This is a genomic window from uncultured Maribacter sp. (assembly GCF_947500405.1).
Taxonomy (GTDB): Bacteria; Bacteroidota; Bacteroidia; order Flavobacteriales; family Flavobacteriaceae; genus Maribacter_B.
This window is the reverse complement of the sequence record NZ_CANMRY010000005.1, coordinates 243,055-261,524: the sequence shown is the minus strand read 5'-3', so window position 1 is coordinate 261,524 and position 18,470 is coordinate 243,055. Positions and strand designations below refer to the sequence as shown.

Sequence of the window (18,470 nt, the reverse complement as noted above, 5' to 3'; positions counted from 1 at the left end):
AATTTGTAGAATATTTATATGGTTAAATATTAGTTATTTAAACGCGTAAAACCTCCATCAATATCATAATTACTGCCTGTAACAAATGAAGCTTCATCAGAACATAGATATAGTACAAGGTGTGCAACTTCTTTAGAATTTCCCATTCTGCCAATTGGCTGAGACTTTGATAATTTATCAAACATAATCATTTCTTGACCGGGGTAGTTTCTCTTTAAAAACCCGTTTATAAAAGGTGTATGTACTCTGCCTGGCGAAATAGAATTACAACGAATATTGTAGTTTATATAATCCTTCGCAACTGAGAGTGTCATACCAACTACAGCACTTTTCGTCATGCTATAGGCAAACCTATCTTTAATTCCAACTGAGGCTGCTATAGAAGCCATATTAATAATAACACCTCCATTTGATTTTAAAAATGGTAAAGAAGATTTCATCACATGAAAAACACCTTCTACATTGACAGAAAACAGCTTATTAAAATCCTCTGTAGATGTTTTTTCAAGGCTTCCTATATGTGCTATGCCTGCATTATTAATAATGATATCTAGCTTTTTTTTAGATCCAGCAGCAGCTTTAATTGCATCATCAACTTCTTGCTTAATAGATATATCACACTTTTTAAAAACCGCTCGCCCTCCTTTTTTATGAATATCAGCAAGAAGGCTATCTGCTCCTGTTTCGTCTATATCTAAAATATAAACTAATGCTCCTTGTTGCGCTAAAACGGTACTAATAGCTCTTCCAATGCCGCTACCGCCTCCAGTAACAATAGCTCTTTTATTTTTTAAATTAAATATGTCCATTTTATATTAACAAGCTATTTTGCGTACAATTTTAAGTAAAACACTTATTTTTTAGTTTATAGAGCTTTTAGATTGAAAAAAATGAAACGGTTTTTGCTCATTTCAGGAATCATGATAATTCCTTTTTCTGTATTAATACCTAAATCGGCAAGTTGTGAAAAACCAGAGATTACTTCTTCTACATTTCCGTCGTTACTAATTTTTAATAGCCTTCCTCCAGTCCAATCTGTTGCATAATAGAACTTTCCATACTTTACAACTCCATCAAAGTTAGCAATAGGAAAGCCTTCACCTATAGGTTTTATTTCCTTTGTCTTTAGATTTATTCTCATTAATGTTCCTTTTCTGCTTGTTTCAAAAGTTTCACGATTGGTCATTGGTCCCCATGTAGCAACTATTAAATGTTCTCCATCTATCCATAAACCATTTGGGAACTCCAGGACATCATTTTTAATAAAAACCTCTATATTTTTGTTTTTTGGTAGTTTGTAAATACTATTTGTGAATGTGTCAGATACGTAAATATCTCCGCTGGTTGTAGCCGCAACATCATTAGCGAACTCAGAATTAGGTAAATTTATTTTTCTAATAATTTTTCCTTTGGAAATATCTATTTCTACTAAAACACCCCTATCTGCAACATACAGTAAGTTTTTATAAGAAGCCATTCCTGTTGGCGCATCTAAACCTTCAACCCATCTATTTGATATAACATTTCCGTTTTCGTCCAGACGGGTAAGCCATCCATAACCATCTTTTTCAATCGTTACTTTTTCTCCTCCAAGACTAGAAATAAACCAAGTTTTTGAAACATTATCCCAATATGCATTTTCCGGGTTATCTAAAATGTTATTTAGATTGTTATTTAGAGTTTTGTATGTAGTATCTACCAAAGTATTCCATTTCTTAATAGAACGAGACAAGTGCTCTTTAGGAGCTTCTTCAATTCCAAAAGTATGCAACATGGTTTTGCCTTGAAACTTTATTTTTTGCAACACAGATACAAATTTAGACACATCATAATCACCTTTATCCAAAGGCTTTATAGCATCAGACCAATTTCCTTTATCATTATTGAACATCGTTACATTAGAACCAGAAATGGATGCAAACTTTAAATATGGAGCCGATTTTATAGCGACATCCAATAAACGGTTTCCATTACCTGCTCTTAATTCATGACATAGGTGTAGAGTTAGATAGAGGTTTGGAACATTTAACTCCTCAATATATGGAATGGCTTCTTCTGCTGATTCTATAAAACAATTATCGTGCGGATAGATAACAATATTCTTGTTTAATTCTTGAGCTTCAGTTGTCATGTTTTTCAAAAGTGCCAAAGTTTTTTCCTTTGTAGCATCTTTTTTCAAGATGATAACCCATAGATCCGTTCCTTCTGGCAATGCACTTAATGCTTCGCGCCATAATTTGTTTTCTTTTTCAGAATCATTAGAGAAATCAAACGGGAAATAAACTACTGGAATAGATAATTTTCCTGAAGAAAACGCTTTAGTATCTAAATATTCTTGTAGTTTTTTTATTTGCTCATTGTTTTTTACAATAAATGTAGTGCCACTATAACCAAGCTTTTCAAAAAGTTCTGCCCGTTGGGGGATGCTAAGACTATCCATCTTAAAATCAAAAGCATACAAAGATTTATCTATACCTTGAGCACCAATGTTTATTGATAATAAAAAAAACAATAATTTTATTAAATTCTTCATTTTGATATACTTATGATTGTTTTAATTGGTTTTTTGAAATTTTATAAATCTTAAATTCTAATTATAGAGAGCTAAATTATCGATAAAGATTAACAAAACAATCATGCCCCTTCTGTGAAAGAACCATATTCGGCAGGATGGTTTTTTGGAATAGGTACTGTAATTTTATATCATATAAATTACCTTCAGAATAGTACTATGCACAAATATTTTTGGTTTTTTCTATTATACATCATTGCCTTTTTTACTCATGCTTCAAAAACCTCTTATAGCATAAATATAAATGCATATAATCAGATAGAATTAATTGTTTTAAATGGTCATATTAATAATAACCAAAGTTAAATAGACAGTAATTATATATCACATGAAATATTTAAAGTTAGGTAGTATTTGTCTTTTAGTATTATTCTTTGCAGGATGCGAATCGAATGCAAATAAGAAAAGTACAGAAGATAAAAATGCATCCCGCCCTAATATAATTTTTATACTTGCCGACGATTATGGTATCATGGATTGTCAAGCTTATGCTAATAAATTTACTGGCACACATCCAGACGAAATGTTTTATGAAACACCTAATATTGATAAATTGGTAGTTGAAGGTACATCCTTTTCGCAAGCCTATGCAAATCAATTATGCTCGCCTACAAGAGCAAGTATATTAACAGGCAAATATTCAGGGAGACTAGGTTTTACTACTGCTATGCCACCAAGAGCAACCTATTATAATCAAAATGAAGAAGTACCTAATGGCTATTACATACACGACGTTTTTGAACACAAAGACCCCATAAAGATTGAGCAAGCACTAACTAACGGAATTTCTAATTCTGCCATTCCAACAGGTAGTGAACTTGATGAAGGAAGAGACGAACTGTCCATTGCCGAAGCACTTAAAGACTATCATTCGAGCTTCATTGGAAAGTGGCATCTCGGAGGCTTTGGAGCCAAAGGGTATCAACCCAAAGACCAAGGTTTTGAGCCTTTAGCTTGGTTTGATGCTGGAGGGTCTAAGTATTATAATTGGAGAAAAGTATGGAATGATAGAACAAATAAAAATTTTCCAAAAGTTGCTCCAGAAGCATTAGAAATAGGGAGTTCAGGAAAAGAAACAAATAAAAAATATTTAACAGATGACCTTACTGTACAAGCCTTACGGTTTATAGAAGATAGAGCAAAAGTCAAGGACAAACCCTTTTTCTTGTACTTTTCACATTTTGCTATTCATACACCTTATCAAGGTAAACCTGAAGAAGTATCGTATTTTGAAAGTAAAGTAAATAAAGGTTGGAATGGGCATGATGATCCAGTTTATGCTTCAATGATTAAAAGTTTAGACCGCTCAGTAGGGGCTATTCTAGAAAAGATAAAAGAACTTGGTATTGAGGAAAATACACTTGTTGTTTTTATGTCTGATAATGGAGGTATTGATGCCGAAGTTACACCAAACAATAAAGGAACCAACAACGACCCATTTTTAGGAGGAAAAGCCTGTGTAACGGAAGGCGGAATTAGAGTACCCTTGGTTTTTAAATGGAAAGGAAAAGTACAAGAAGGAAAATGGGTAGATATTCCTGTGGATTGTACTGATATTTATCCCTCTTTATTAGATGCGGCAGGTTATAACGCTAAAGATATTGTAGCCAAAAACAAGCTTGATGGTGAAAGCTTAATACCAATACTTTCTGATGTAAAAAATGAAAATAACAGCTACACCAAAACAACACATTATTGGCATTACCCTTTTAACGTAATTTATAATAGCCCTTTTGAACCTTATGCACTTACGCCACATTCTGCAATTAGAGAAGGTGATTACAAACTTATTTTTGATTGGTATGGAAGATTCCACCTATACAATATAGAGGAAGACCCGTATGAGAAAAACAACTTAATAACAGAAAACCCAGAACTTACAGATAAAATGTTTAACAAGTTAATGAGTTGGTTAAAACTTAATGTAGATAAACGTTATTGGCCAAAGATTAATGAAAGTTATAACCCTAAAAAAGAAGTTAGAGATACCCCCTTTATAGATAGGTTTTCATCTTTTAATTCAAATATCTAATTCTATTTTTTATACATAATATTACAAATGAAAAAAAATTGCTCATTTTACACCTTTTATTCTAAAAATACATTTTTTAATATTAGATGCATTCTATTGTGTATTACTGTTTGTCTTGCAGAAAGTTGTAAAACTGAAAACCCAAAAGAAGTAGGGTCGCCAAACATTATTGTAATTATGGCAGACGATTTGGGTTATAGTGATTTAGGGTGCTATGGTGGAGAAATAAGTACTCCAACTTTAGACAATTTGGCTAGTGAAGGAATTCGTCTTCCTAATGTATTTAATGCCGGTATGTGTGTAGCTTCAAGAAGTGCAATGCTAACGGGTAAATGGTGGCCAAGAGCAGGTTTTGGCGCCCAAAATGGTCCTAATATTGCTCAAGAATTAAAAAAAGAGGGCTATAGAACAGGTTTAATTGGAAAATGGCATTTAGATGGCACACCAAATAAAAAGGGGTTTGATTACTTCTTCGGTTTTTTGGGAGGTTATTCTTCTTATTTTAAAGGAGGTAAAGACTATAGGATTAATGAGCAAAAATATGAAGACTTTGGGAATTCTTTTTATTCTACAGACGCTTTTTCTGAGAGAGCCGTTGAATTTGTGAAATCTAACAACGGACAAAATAAAGAGCCTTTCTTTTTATATTTAAGTTATCAATCCCCCCACAACCCATTACAAGCCCCTAAAGAAGATATTATGAAATATCGCGGTTCTTATCTAAAAGGTTGGCAATCTGTAAGAGAACAACGTATTGAAAAACAAAAATCTTTTGGACTTATAGCAGCTGAGGCTTCTTTTCCAGAATATCCTCAAAACTTACCAGACTGGAATACCTTAACAGATGCGCAAAAGGATTTAGAAGATTTAAGAATGTCTGTTTATGCCGCAATGGTAGAACGAATGGATAAAGGTATTGGACAATTAATGGATGCTTTAAAAGCTACTAATCAAGATAAAAATACATTAATACTATTTTTAAGTGATAATGGTACAGATTCTTTTTCTGTTCTTGACAAAACCTTACTCAAAAAGGGACTTTTACCTGGAGATTTAGGTGCCAACTATCAATTGGGCACAGGTTGGGCTTATACAAGTGTTAGCCCTTTAAGACTATATAAAATAAGCCAACACTCAGGAGGTGTTAAAACTGGGGCAATTGTTAAATGGCCACAATCTATACCAAAACCTAATTCTATAAGCACTGAAGCTATAAACGTAGTAGATTTTATGCCTACATTTTTAGAAGCAGCAAAAACATCTTCCGAATCAGAGGATAATAAACTTGTAGGCCAGTCATTTATACCTTTGTTAAAAGGAAAAACATGGAAACGAGAAGATCCAATGTACTTTCAGTTTATGGATAATCGTGCGATTAGAACTTCAGAATGGAGTTTAATTGAAGTAGACGATAATGGATGGGAGTTATACAATACGATAGAAGACCCTCTAGAGACTAATGATGTGTCTCAAGTGTATCATGAAAAAGTTTTAGAATTGGAAAAAGAATGGCTTAATTGGTGGGTAAAAGAAAGTGGAGAGCTTAACTATAAGCCAGAAAGTACTGCAGATAGCCCTCACTATAAATCGCAAGGAGATCGTGGTACTGGTGTTGTATATACTCCTTCTGCTATGCCAGCAAGATTAAGTGAAAAATATAAGCTAAACAGATAGATAGTGTATAATAATTAAAAAGGGCGAAAATTTACTTTCGCCCAAAACTACTACGATTAACAAAACACACACATTACTAAATGTATTATTATACTAAAAATTAGAGTTTTATTAAAATGTTGGTTCCCATCCAGGTTCATAATTACGTGACCATAGTTTCATGGCTTCTCTATCGTAAATTTTTCCTGTTTTATTATCAATATCAAAACCTTTATTAATCCTGTAAGCAATATTACAATAATGAACCATTGCCATACTTTTACTTGCATCATCAATTGGAGCATTTAATTTATCTTTACCACGGATAGCCTCAAACATATTTTGAACGTGTTTTGTAGATGTATCTCCACCACCACCAAGTGCTGTTCCTGATTCGTTTGATTTTGAATTGTATTCTTTAACTATTTTTCCACTGCGGTCATATAGTATATATTTTTCTCTATTTACAAATACCGAACCTTCGGTTCCAAAAATAACAGTACCTCGACCTGTGCCATAAGAACTATAACCATTTCTAGATTTACAGTCCCATTTAATAGTTTTATTATCATTAAACTTAAATGTGGCTTCCATATCATCATACATTTCCCAGCCATCATTTATAAATTGACGCTTTTCTGCTTCAACATAAACATGCTCAGGAAAATCCACATCTAAAGCCCATCTTGCCACATCTAGTTCATGGGTACCATTATTACCAGCTTCGGCTGTTCCGTATTCCCAACCGTACCAATGCCAATTATAATTCCATGTTTCTGAAGTGTAATTTCTTCTAGGCGCTGGTCCTTGCCACAAATCCCAATCTAAGCCTTCAGGAATAAGCGCCTTTTTTTGTAATGGAACCTTTCCTCGTGAATTATTATAAAAAGCGATAGCTTTATATGGCTTACCAATAATACCACTATGTATTTTGTTTATTATTTCTATAGTATGCCCAGAAGAACGTTGTTGATTTCCCATTTGAACTACTTTACTAAAATGCTTCGACGCTTTAACTAGTTGTTCGTTTTCATACATATTGTGGCTACATGGTTTCTCAACATATACATGTTTACCTGCTTTCATCGCCATAATAGAACCAGGTGCATGCCAATGGTCTGGAGTTGCATTTATAAGAACATCTACATCTTTATCATCTAATACTTTTCTAATATCATTTTCTAATTTAGGATTATAGTTAATGTGTTCTTTAAACTTTTTAAGACCTTTAAGCCGCTGACTTTCCATGACATCACACAGATAAAGTAATTTCACATTACTTTCTTTTAGAGCTATAGGTGCTTTAAAAGCATTTAGTCTTCTTCCTAAACCTGCAATAGCTATGTTTAAACGCTCATTAGCTCCAATAATATTATTGTAGCTTTTAGCAGACATTGCCATAGCTGAAGCTCCTGTAGTTATGGCAGCACCAGCTAAAGTACTTTTCTTGATAAAATTTCTTCTTGTAGTCATAATAATTAATACGATTTAATTTTAATGTTTTTGAATGCCACACGATCCCCATGGTCCTGCAGTAAAATTTGTCCTTTTTCTAATAACCCAAAGCCAGACCATTTTGCATATTTACTCTCTTTAACTAATTTCAAAAAAGCTTCACTTCCTCGGTTATATTCTAAAACTTTCATGCCATTTAACCAATGCTCCACATGGTTATCTTTAGAGATAATATGAGCGCTATTCCATTCTCCTATCTTCTTTATTGGCTTCTTTGGATTAGCCTGAATTAAATCGTATAGAGAACAAACCGTTCTACTTCCCTCATGACTCCCTAATTTTGCATCAGGATGAATAGCATCATCCAAAATTTGATATTCTAAACCTATTGATGATCCAGATCCTTTATTTATAGTGGTATCTACATAATATTTAATGCCACTATTTGCTCCTGGCGTTAGTTTAAAATCTACTTTTAATTGAAAATCGCCATACAATTCCTCTGTAACAATATCTCCACCAGCGGCAGATTCGGCACCTCCAGAAGACAATACAATTAATTCTCCATCGTTGATTTTCCATCCTTTTTCAGGAAAGACATCCAATTTAGCACCTTTCCATCCCGTTGTAGTTTTACCATCCCATAACATTTTCCAACCAGACTTCTCTTCATTTATTGTAAGTCTGTTTTTTGTGTTAATAGGCTCTAAATTAGATTTTCTTGAATATTTAGACAAGTTCTTTGTAAGTATTTTAATGTTTTTCCAAATTATTTCTGTGCCTTCTTTCTTTTCCCCAATAATGCGATGCACTTGCAAGCCTATAAATCCGGAAGCTGTTTTATCATCAATTAAATACGAAGCAGGGATATTATTTACCCATGTTTTTACAGTATCTCCAATGGCTTCTATCCTAAAATGATTCCAGTCGTTTTGCTTAAAAGCTTTTTGGGCTTTAGGGTTATTGTTTAATGGATTTAGCCACCCCCTGCGTTGTTCATCATAAATGCCACCACTCCATGAACGTGGAGAAGGGTCTATTTCTACTTGATAGCCGTGAACTACTCCTTTTTTATAATATGGGAAACTATTGCTTCTTATCTGAACACCTGTGTTCATTGAGGAATCTGCTTTGAAATCTAATTCTAAAATAAAATCTTCATACATTTTATCTGTGGTTAAAAAAGAATTAGGTGTATCTCTTACATCTATTCCTACTATAGCACCGTCTCTTACTTCATATTTAGCTTTGCCTCCTTTTTGTGTCCAACCATTTAAGGTTTCTCCATCAAAAATTGAAACCCAGGGTGTTTTGTGTTCATTTGAATTTTGACAACTTGTTAAACAGATTAACAAAGAAAATAGGATAATTATGTTTTTCATTTTTAAATATTTGTTTTAAATTTTTATTTAGTCAGTTTTTATTTTGAATGAATATTTACCAGAACCTACTTTAAGTACTGTAAATTTTTCTTCTGACTGTAAAACTTTAATATCTGAGTTTTTCTTTAAAGCTATATTACTTTCTTTAATTTTAGATACTTGCAATGTTGGAATGTATACTTTAGCACATGTATTTGTTGGTATTTCAATGTTCATTATTAAATGATTTTTCTCCCAATTCCAAGCTGAAGATATGGTACCGTTAATACTTTTGTAACTCCCTTTTATAAAGTTCATTTCTTTACTTATGGCAGGTTTTATAATTATATTTCTGTAACCAGAATCTTCTGTCTCTATTCCAACAGCATTCATAAACATCCATTCTGCTACAGAACCAAAAGCGTAGTGGCTAAACGAATTCATGGAGCTATTTAGATCTGAATTTGATGACTCGTCTTTGGTATAACTATTCCAACGCTCCCAAATAGACGTACTTCCATTTACAACAGAATATCCCCAACTTGGGTACTCGGTTTGCTGAAATAACTTGTAAGCGATATCATCAAAACCGTATTTTGATAAAGCGAGCATAACATGTTTTGTTCCCAGAAAACCGGAAGAAAATTTAAAGCCATTCTTTTCAATTTTTTCTGCTAGTCTAGAAGCTCCCTTTTTTGCAAGGTGTTCTGGAAATAAATCAAAATATAAAGCTAAAGCGTAGGAGGTTTGTGTATCTTCAGAAGTGTGTCCGTTTTCTAGTATGTATTTTTTAGCAAAAGCAGTTTTTATACTTTCGAATAAGGTTTTATACTTTTTAGCATCAGCGATTTTTCCTAACGCTTCTGCCATTTCAGCCATTAGTTTAGCATCATAACCATAATAAGAAGCTCCAATAAAATCATGACTTGTCGCTTCATTTACCGATAGCCAATCGCCCCAATTATTCCCACCACCGGGCCTAATAAAATCTGTACTTGCATCAGCTTGAAATTCCATAAACTTCTCCATTCCAGCATACATGTATTCTAAAATTCGAGTATCATTATACACTTTGTACATGTTATACGGAATAATAATACCCGCATCCATCCAAGCAGGAGCGTATTGGTTTGGTCTTGAATACGGAAATGGTGCAAAATTAGGATAGGCTCCATACCAGCGTTGGGCATCGTCTACATCAATCAAAAATTTTGACATAAAAGAGGCTACATCTGCATTAAAAGATGCAGAGCGCATGTAAGTTTGCGCATCGCCTAGCCACCCTAAACGTTCATCCCTTTGTGGGCAATCAGTAGGTATATCAAAAAAATTAGCTTCTTGAGTTGTTTTTATATTTTTATAAAGCGCATTATTCATTGCATTAGACGAACTGAAAGTACTTGCATCAGTTTTAATCGAACTTAGTACTAAACCTGTAATAGCATCTAAAGTAGGTTTTCCAGGGAAACCAGTAACTTCTATATATTGAAAGCCATGATACGTGAATTTTGGTTGCCAAACTTCTTCTCCCTCTCCTTTAAGAATATACGTGTCTGTCGCTCTTGCTAAACGAAGGTTTTCTGTTTGTATGTTGCCATCTCTTTTTAAAATCTCTCCAAACCTAAGTCTAATTTTTGTTCCTTTAGGACCTTTAACTTTTAACTCTGGTATACCTGCAATGTTTTTCCCCATATCAAAAACATAAACACCAGATGTTGGCTCTGTAATTTTAATAGGTCTTATACGTTCTGTATTTTTTACTAAGTTGCCAGGGTGTACTTGTAATTTTCCATTAGGATAGGTATATACTTTGGGTGTTTTCCAAGATGCATCGTTATAGTTTGGACTATCCCAACCTGTATTTTCCATTGTAGCATCGTAAACTTCTCCCATTAAAATATCAGCTTCACGTATAGCTCCTTGATTAGATTTCCAAGATGTATCAGTAGGGATAATCTCTACACTGCCATCTTCATATTCTAAGTGTATTTGTCCCATGAATGATGGATTAACACCATAAAATTCACGAACCTTGTCTAACCGAACAAATAAACCATAACCTATATATCCTGCATACCATCCATCTGCAATAATTGCGCCTATAACATTTTCTCCTTCTTTAATATGCTTGGTAATATCATATGTTTGGTAATACAAACGCTTGTTATAGTCTGTCCATCCTGGAGCAAAATGATCGTCGCCTACTTTACTTCCGTTTAGTCTTAGTTCATATAATCCTAATGCAGTTGTATATGCAGTTGCTTTTTTTATCTTTTTTTTAGGGGTGAAGGATTTGCGAAGGTATCTGGCAGGGGGTAGGTATAAACTATCATATTTATCTGTTTTGTCGTAACCTACATCATGGCTTATAAAAAGTCCTTTCCATTTAGAGAATTTTAATAAGCCCATGGACCAATGTGCAGTTTTACTCCAAGTAGATTCACTATTGGATTCATCCCACACTTTTACCTTCCAATAATAAGTCGTGTGCGATGATAAGATCTTCCCTTTATATTCAATTTGGTTGGTGTTATTGGAAGTTATTTTTTTACTATCCCATATATCTCCTTGATTATTACTTAATTTTTTTTCAGAAGATGACACAAGTATTCTGTATGCTGTTTGTGTTCTATTTCTTCCTTTACCAGTTAAAACCCAACTAAATCTAGGCTTTAAAACATCAATACCCTTCGGGTTTGTATGGTATTCTGTTTTTAAATCATTAATACTTAGTGGAGAATTGTTAATTGATATTTCGTAAACACTACAAATAAAGGTAATTACTATAAAAGCTATGCTTTTCATTTAGACATATATTTATTTTAAACAAAAAGGCTACTCTGCAGTAGCCTTTAAAAACTAACTAAACACAAAATTACCATCCAGGGTTATTTTCAAGAATTTCAGGATTGGTATTAACTTCACCTACAGGTAAAGGCCACAAATTAAAATTTGGATTATATGCTGTATTTGTTGGCGCCCAAATTATATTCTCAGGATGTTGTGATAAAACTTCTTCTACTTTACCTAATCTTCTAATATCATATATTTCTTGAAATTCAAAAGAAAGTTCTTTGTAGCGTTCTTCATATGTATATTCGGCAAATTCTTGTTGCGTCATACCAGCTGGGGCATCTGTTGCATTTGCTCTGGTTCTCACTCTGTTTAAATAGCCATAGGCTGTAGCTGTAGGCCCATTTAAACTATTCTCAATTTCTGCTGCCATTAGTAGCGCGTCAGAATATCTATAAACAATCATATCTGGATCACCATCAACTGCATTTTGATCAAGGTCTACATACTTATTTTGATATATACCTTCACGCTCAGGATAGTAACCATCTGCAAAAGTACGTGTAATGCCATCTCTATCTACATAGGAGTATGCCATAGTAACATCTCTACGTACATCGGTTGCTTCAAAAGAGTCATAAAAATCTTTTGTAAATCCACCATGGCGTTGACCAAGACCTGGGTTATTAAGTCTATTTCGAGACCCCCAAACATGCCCAAAAGCAGTACCTTGACTTGATACAGATTGTGTTTGCTGAATAGCAAATATACGCTCATCGTTATTTTCTACCCAAATAGCATCTGCATAGCTTTCTAATAATTTATATCCTTGTGCGGTATCTTCTAAGTCTATAACTTCTTGTATTTTAGTATTTGCTAATGCCATAGCACTTGCATCCTCTAAAGGTAAGCCTGCCATAGTTAAATATACTTTTGCAAGTAAAAACTTAGCTGTAGCCTGAATAGGTCGCCCTAGTTGTGTTTCACTTCTCTTATTGCTAGGCAAGTTCGTTTCGGCTTCTTGTAAATCTAAAATAATTTGTTGATATACATTTGCTATTGGTGTCCTAGGAAGTTGAGCTTCTTCAGCTTTAATAGCTGGCTTTAATGGCATTGGAACAGCACCAAAAAGTTGCACTAGATTAAAAAAGGACCACGATCTTAAAAATTTAGCTTCTGCTATTATTTCTTTTCGTGCAGTTTCTTCTTCACTTATAAATTCTCTCCCTTCTAATTCTGCAATAAGGACATTAGATCTAAATATACCTTGATAAAATGGTCTCCAAACACGAGGTAAAGAAATAGCATCCGTAGCATCCGTAGTATAGTTTGCCCATTTTCTTCTCCAAGACGTTTTAGATTGCATTTTTGGTGATGGTACTACAGTTAATGATGACAACCCAAAATCATAGAGACTAACAGCTCTGTTATATGAATTATAAATTGAGGTTACTGCAACTTCAGCTTCAGCTACGTTTTGATAATAATTTGATGGACTGATTTCTGAATACACTTCTTCTTCTAAATTAGAACAAGCTGCAAGACTTATCAGCAGAATTATATATTTTAATTTTTTCATTAGTATTTTATTTAAATTAAACCATTATTAGAAACCAATATTTATACCTAAAGTAAAAGTTTGAGCTCTTGGATAAGAAGCAAAATCTATACCTTGGGAAAGATTATTACCACCACGAATATTAACCTCTGGGTCAAAGCCTGAATAGTCTGTAAAGGTTAGTAGGTTGGTTCCTGTTACATAAATCCTTGCAGATGATATTTCTTTAATTTTAGCTACAGGAATATTATAACCAATACTTACATTTTTTAACCTTACGTATGATGCATCTTCTATAGTAGCAGAGTTTGGTGCAAAAAAACCTCCATTGCCTCCAGTGTAATTAGGATATCGAGTATCATTTGTAGGGTTTTCTGGTGTCCATCGGTTTACATACCAGTCTTCAAAAGCATTATTCACAATTCTCCCTGTACCTAGAAAAGAGTTATTTAGATTCATCACATCATTTCCAATGGAACCTTGAAAAAATAAACTTAAAGTTAAATTTTTATATGTAAAATCGTTGTTCCAACCAAAAATATAATCTGGATTAGTGTCACCTATTATTCCTCGATCTAAACCACTTATTATACCATCTGGAACTCCATTTGGTCCACTTATATCTTGAAATTTATATTGACCAGGAGCTTGATTTGCACGTATTGGAACCGTTGCTGCACCAGAAGCATCAAAATCACTTTCTTGGAGTATACCTATTACTTTATACCCATATAAAGCACCAAAAGCTTCACCTACTCGCATAACGTTTGTTGGGTCTGTTACAATATTTGTGGCGGGTCCAGGGCCAAAAATATCTGCATCATTATCTCCAAGGCTCAAAACGGTTGTTTTATTATTACTCCAGTTAAAATTGGTGTTCCATTTAAAGTCTTTGTTATCTATTATATATCCTCCTAATACAACTTCAAATCCTTTATTTTCAATACTACCAGCATTGGCAGTAAGAGAGTTAATTCCGGCTGAATTTGGAAGTGGGAAATTTAATAATAAATCGTCTGTTGTTTTATTGTAATAATCTATAGAAGCAGTAAATCTGTTTTTTAGAAATCCTGCATCCAATCCAATGTTAAACTGCTTTGTCTTTTCCCATTCTAAATCTGGGTTTCCAATTCTTACAGGTGCTAAACCAGAAAATAGATTATCTCCATATACAGCATTTGCAGTACCCAAAAGGGTTAAAGAACGCAATGGGGCTATAGATTGAGAACCTGTAATACCATAACTTGCTCTAAGCTTTAAGTTACTCAATGTTTCTGATTCTTTTAGAAAATTTTCATTTGATACAGTCCACCCTAGACCTATAGAAGGGAAGTACCCCCATTTTTTATTTTCAGCAAAAACGCTGGAGCCATCTGCACGAGCTGTTAGTGATAAGTAATATTTTTTATCGTAGTTATAGTTAAATCTAGCGTAGTAAGAAGATAAAATTCTTTCGATCCTAGAACTTGTGGGTATTATAGGGTTTAATCCTAGTCCAACATTATCTGTCTCTAAGTTATCAACTGGAAAATCATCTACGATAGTATTTAAACGACGTGTATTATCAATTTGATAAGAATACCCTCCGGTTAAATCCAAATTACTTTTCTCAAATGCCTTGTTGTAGGATAAATACGATTCAACCAAATAATTACGATTGCTACTAACGTTATAAACAGCCCTAGAATTACGTAATCTACCTTGTCTAGTTGTTTTTGGAAAATAAACTTCTCTTCTACTATTTGAGCTATTTGTACCTGTTGAAAGGTTAAAGGTTAAATTCTCTGATATTTTATATCTTGTTAAGATGCTTAAGATTAAATTTTCGTTATAGGTTTCATTACGAGTGTCCCTTAATTCTACCAAAGGATCTGTAAAAAAATTAGAAGTACCATCACCTTCATCTATAGGGTCATCAGGCGTTGCCGTTGGAGCGTTCTTGTAAGCTGAAAAAACAGATCCTGAGTTTATAATAGAACCAGATCCTTCTCCTGATCTATTATTTTGTGAGCGTACATAATTTACAGATGTATTGGTGCTTAAGCGCTTTGTAAGCTCATTATCCACATTTAGCCTGATATTTGCTCTAGAGAAATCTGTGAATTTTACAATACCTTCATTTTTTAAGTAATTAGCTGATAAGAAATATCTAGACTTATTTCCCCCTCCAGATGCAGTAAGCTGGTATCTGTTAGTAATACCTGTTCTCAAAATTCTACCTAACCAATCTGTTGTCGATGCGTTTTCAGGCAAGGGTCTATCAACCCCATCAAAAAGTAGAGGTCTATTGTTTATAACAGCTACTTCATTTCTCCATTTAGCATACGTTGGTCCATCTAAAACTTCAGGAAAATCTTTAATATCACTAAACCCAGTTTCTGCTGTTAAATTAATTTGAGTAGCCTGCTCGTAATTTCCTTTTTTTGTAGTAACAATTATTACTCCATTTGCACCACGAGAACCATAAATAGCAGTTGATGACGCATCTTTAAGAATCTCAACAGATTCTATTTCCGCAGGGTTTAGGAAACTTAAAAGGTTAGATGAGGTTTGGTTGCCCTCTCCTGCTCCTGCGGTACTAGCCTCATTCCCTGTAGGCATTGGATAACCGTCTATAACAATTAAAGGTGCATTATTTCCTAATATGGAGTTATTACCTCTAATTCTAATAGTAACTTGTCCACCAGGTTCGCTAGATGTATTGGTAATGTTTAATCCTGCGGTACGACCTTGCAGAGCCATGTCAAACGTAGGGACTGGCATTTTAGCAATGTCTTCTCCTTTAACAGAGCCAACGGAACCAACTAAATCAGTTCTAGTTTGGGTACCATACCCAACCACAACAACCTCATCAAGACTCTGTGCATCTTCTATTAAAATAACATTAATAGTGGATTGACCCGCTACGACAACCTCTTTAGTTGTAAAGCCTAAATAAGAGAAAATAAGTGTTTTTGATCCAGTTACTAATTTTATCTTGTAATTACCATCAAAATCGGCTACTTGACCGTTTTTTGTTCCTTTTTGTATAATATTTACACCTACTAGTGGCATACCATCTTCTGAAGTTACTTTACCTGTAATAGTATTCTCTTGCGAATACATTCCAAGAGATATTAAAATAAAGCACATATACAGTACTTTTTTGTGAATTTTTTTAAGTTGTTTTTTCATCATTTAATTAAATTTAGTTAGTTGAACTTAGTTGATTGGATTTAGTTGATTTGCTTAGTACAAAAATCAAACTATCAATGTAAATCTATATTATTTCAAAGAAAATTCCATCCTGCCGAATCTGTGGGATTTATATTTTTTTTCTATTAATAATTTAAATTCTTTGTAAGAATATTTTTTTTAACTATTGTTATTTTCCGTATAACACATATAGTTATATAAATGAAGTTGAATTATTTTTAACTTTCTATATAAAATTTAACACTGTATATTTGAAAGAAATATCTTTCTTTAAAAAATCCTATAAAAAAGGATTAAATATTAGTAAGAAGCAGATTTTTTTAAAAATTAGTGCCTTTTTATAGTTTTTAAAACATTAGCAATACTTCCATAAATACATTTACGCCTCAATAATTTTATCAAATAATTAATTGTTATAAAATATTTTATATGGTTATTCAGTAATTTACTTCTTAAAATCAATTACTTTGTCTCTATTTAAAATACCTCTAGAATCCATGGCAGTTTTTAAGCACTGCATTAATTGTATTTCTTCTATGGATCGGCAAAGTTTTAGGTAAGGTTTTTTATGGGTTCCAATACCATGCTCTGCAGAGACAGAACCACCAAGAGTTGTTAATGGCCTATATATAATATTATTTATCTTATTAATAAGCTCTGTAGTGTTCTCGTTTTTACTTATTAAAAAATGAATATTACCATCGGCTACATGGCCATGTGCAAAAAAGTTTTCTACTTGGGGAATAGTATTTAAAGTATTAAAAACGTCGTCAACATAAGCACCTATTTCTGAAACCGGGAGACTTACGTCAAAGTTTTGAACGTTTTTACATTGAGAAACTAGAACGTCAACATCTTCCCGAATTCTCCAAAACAACTTTATGTGTTTTATTGATTGTGCTAAAGCTGCGTCTAAAATAAGCTCATTCATTAAAGCTTCCTCCAATAACGATTCTAGTTTTTGTTGATCTTTATTATGATTACTTCCTAAACTTTCTATAAGTACATAATACTTATATCCATAGGGTAGTGGTTTAGCAATACCTGTTGAGGGAGAGGTCATAGCTTTATAATTACGCTCCCATAATAATTCATAACCACTTAAAGTGCCTGCTAAACCTTGATCTATAAATTTTAAAAATGATACTACATTTTCAAAATTGTTCATGGCTACATACGCACTATTTCTACTTTTAGGCTTTTGCTGTAGCCTTAATACTGCTTTAGTTATTACTCCTAATGTACCTTCAGAACCAATAAATAATTGTTTTAAATCATAACCAGAATTATCTTTTAGAATTTTTTTCATAGATGAAATAATGGTACCATTAGCTAAAACAACTTCTAGTCCTAAAACTAAATTCCTGGTCATTCCATACCTAAAAACACGCAGCCCACCAGCATTTGTCGCAATTACTCCTCCTATTTGAGCTGAGCCTTGAGCACCAAAACTCATAGGAAATAATAAATTTTCTTTTTTTACTTCCTGATGTATAACTTCTAAAATTACTCCTGATTGTACAGTTATTGTACGACTGGATAAATCGAACTCTTCAATCGCATTCATTTTTTCCATGCAAATGACTAATTCGTCAACGTTAGTTTCTGTACTTCCTGTAAGGTTTGTTAACCCTCCGTGTACTACGATGGGTTGGTGGTATTCATGACAAATAGTTAAGATATCTGAAACATCTTGCGTTGTTGATGGAAACACGACAGCTTTAGCATTCAAAGGCTTGTTTATTTCCCAGATATGAGAATATCTTTCCTTAATTTTTTCTCCAAGTAGAACTTTGTCAGCTCCAAGCTTTTTTTTAATCTCCTTGATGTGTTCTTCTATCATACTTCTAA

General features: G+C 33.3%; 10 protein-coding genes. 2 read left to right on the top strand and 8 right to left on the bottom strand.

All coding sequences use genetic code 11. From position 1 onward, the window contains the following. Positions 1 to 29: 29 nt before the first annotated feature. Entirely contained in the window at positions 30 to 809 is a 780-nt protein-coding gene (locus Q0945_RS09415) for an SDR family oxidoreductase (protein WP_299433908.1), read from the bottom strand. Positions 810 to 865: 56 nt separating this feature from the next. After that, the gene (locus tag Q0945_RS09410) at positions 866 to 2,533 is read right to left on the bottom strand and encodes a hypothetical protein (RefSeq protein WP_299433906.1); all 1,668 of its coding nucleotides are present in this window, start codon (positions 2,531 to 2,533) and stop codon (positions 866 to 868) included. 367 nt (positions 2,534 to 2,900) lie between these two features. Here Q0945_RS09410 and Q0945_RS09405 point away from each other — a divergent pair, with 367 nt between their 5' ends. Both Q0945_RS09405 and Q0945_RS09400 read left to right on the top strand, forming a co-directional pair. After that, a complete protein-coding gene (locus Q0945_RS09405; RefSeq protein ID WP_299433904.1) occupies positions 2,901 to 4,604 on the top strand; it encodes a sulfatase in 1,704 nt (567 codons plus the stop codon). 27 nt (positions 4,605 to 4,631) lie between these two features. Next, entirely contained in the window at positions 4,632 to 6,278 is a 1,647-nt protein-coding gene (locus Q0945_RS09400) for an arylsulfatase (protein ID WP_299433902.1), read from the top strand. Between the two features lie 111 nt (positions 6,279 to 6,389). Here the strand turns inward: Q0945_RS09400 and Q0945_RS09395 are convergent, their stop codons facing one another. The 6 genes from Q0945_RS09395 to Q0945_RS09370 form a co-directional block, all read right to left on the bottom strand. Then, on the bottom strand, positions 6,390 to 7,730 hold the full coding sequence (locus Q0945_RS09395) for a Gfo/Idh/MocA family oxidoreductase (protein WP_299433900.1): 1,341 nt from the start codon (positions 7,728 to 7,730) through the stop codon (positions 6,390 to 6,392). Positions 7,731 to 7,735: 5 nt separating this feature from the next. Next, positions 7,736 to 9,094 carry a DUF1080 domain-containing protein gene (locus Q0945_RS09390; RefSeq protein WP_299433898.1) on the bottom strand — a complete coding sequence of 453 codons (1,359 nt, stop codon included), beginning with the start codon at positions 9,092 to 9,094 and terminating at the stop codon, positions 7,736 to 7,738. A 27-nt stretch (positions 9,095 to 9,121) separates the two neighbouring features. After that, positions 9,122 to 11,878: an alpha-L-rhamnosidase gene (locus Q0945_RS09385; RefSeq protein WP_299433896.1), complete on the bottom strand. Its 2,757-nt coding sequence runs from the start codon at positions 11,876 to 11,878 to the stop codon at positions 9,122 to 9,124. A 70-nt stretch (positions 11,879 to 11,948) separates the two neighbouring features. Next, positions 11,949 to 13,445, bottom strand: a complete 1,497-nt coding sequence (locus tag Q0945_RS09380; protein ID WP_299433894.1) for a RagB/SusD family nutrient uptake outer membrane protein — start codon at positions 13,443 to 13,445, stop codon at positions 11,949 to 11,951. A 27-nt stretch (positions 13,446 to 13,472) separates the two neighbouring features. Continuing rightward, on the bottom strand, positions 13,473 to 16,556 hold the full coding sequence (locus Q0945_RS09375) for a TonB-dependent receptor (protein ID WP_299433892.1): 3,084 nt from the start codon (positions 16,554 to 16,556) through the stop codon (positions 13,473 to 13,475). Between the two features lie 508 nt (positions 16,557 to 17,064). Further along, entirely contained in the window at positions 17,065 to 18,462 is a 1,398-nt protein-coding gene (locus tag Q0945_RS09370) for an FAD-binding oxidoreductase (RefSeq protein ID WP_299433890.1), read from the bottom strand. Between the last annotated feature and the right edge of the window lie 8 nt (positions 18,463 to 18,470).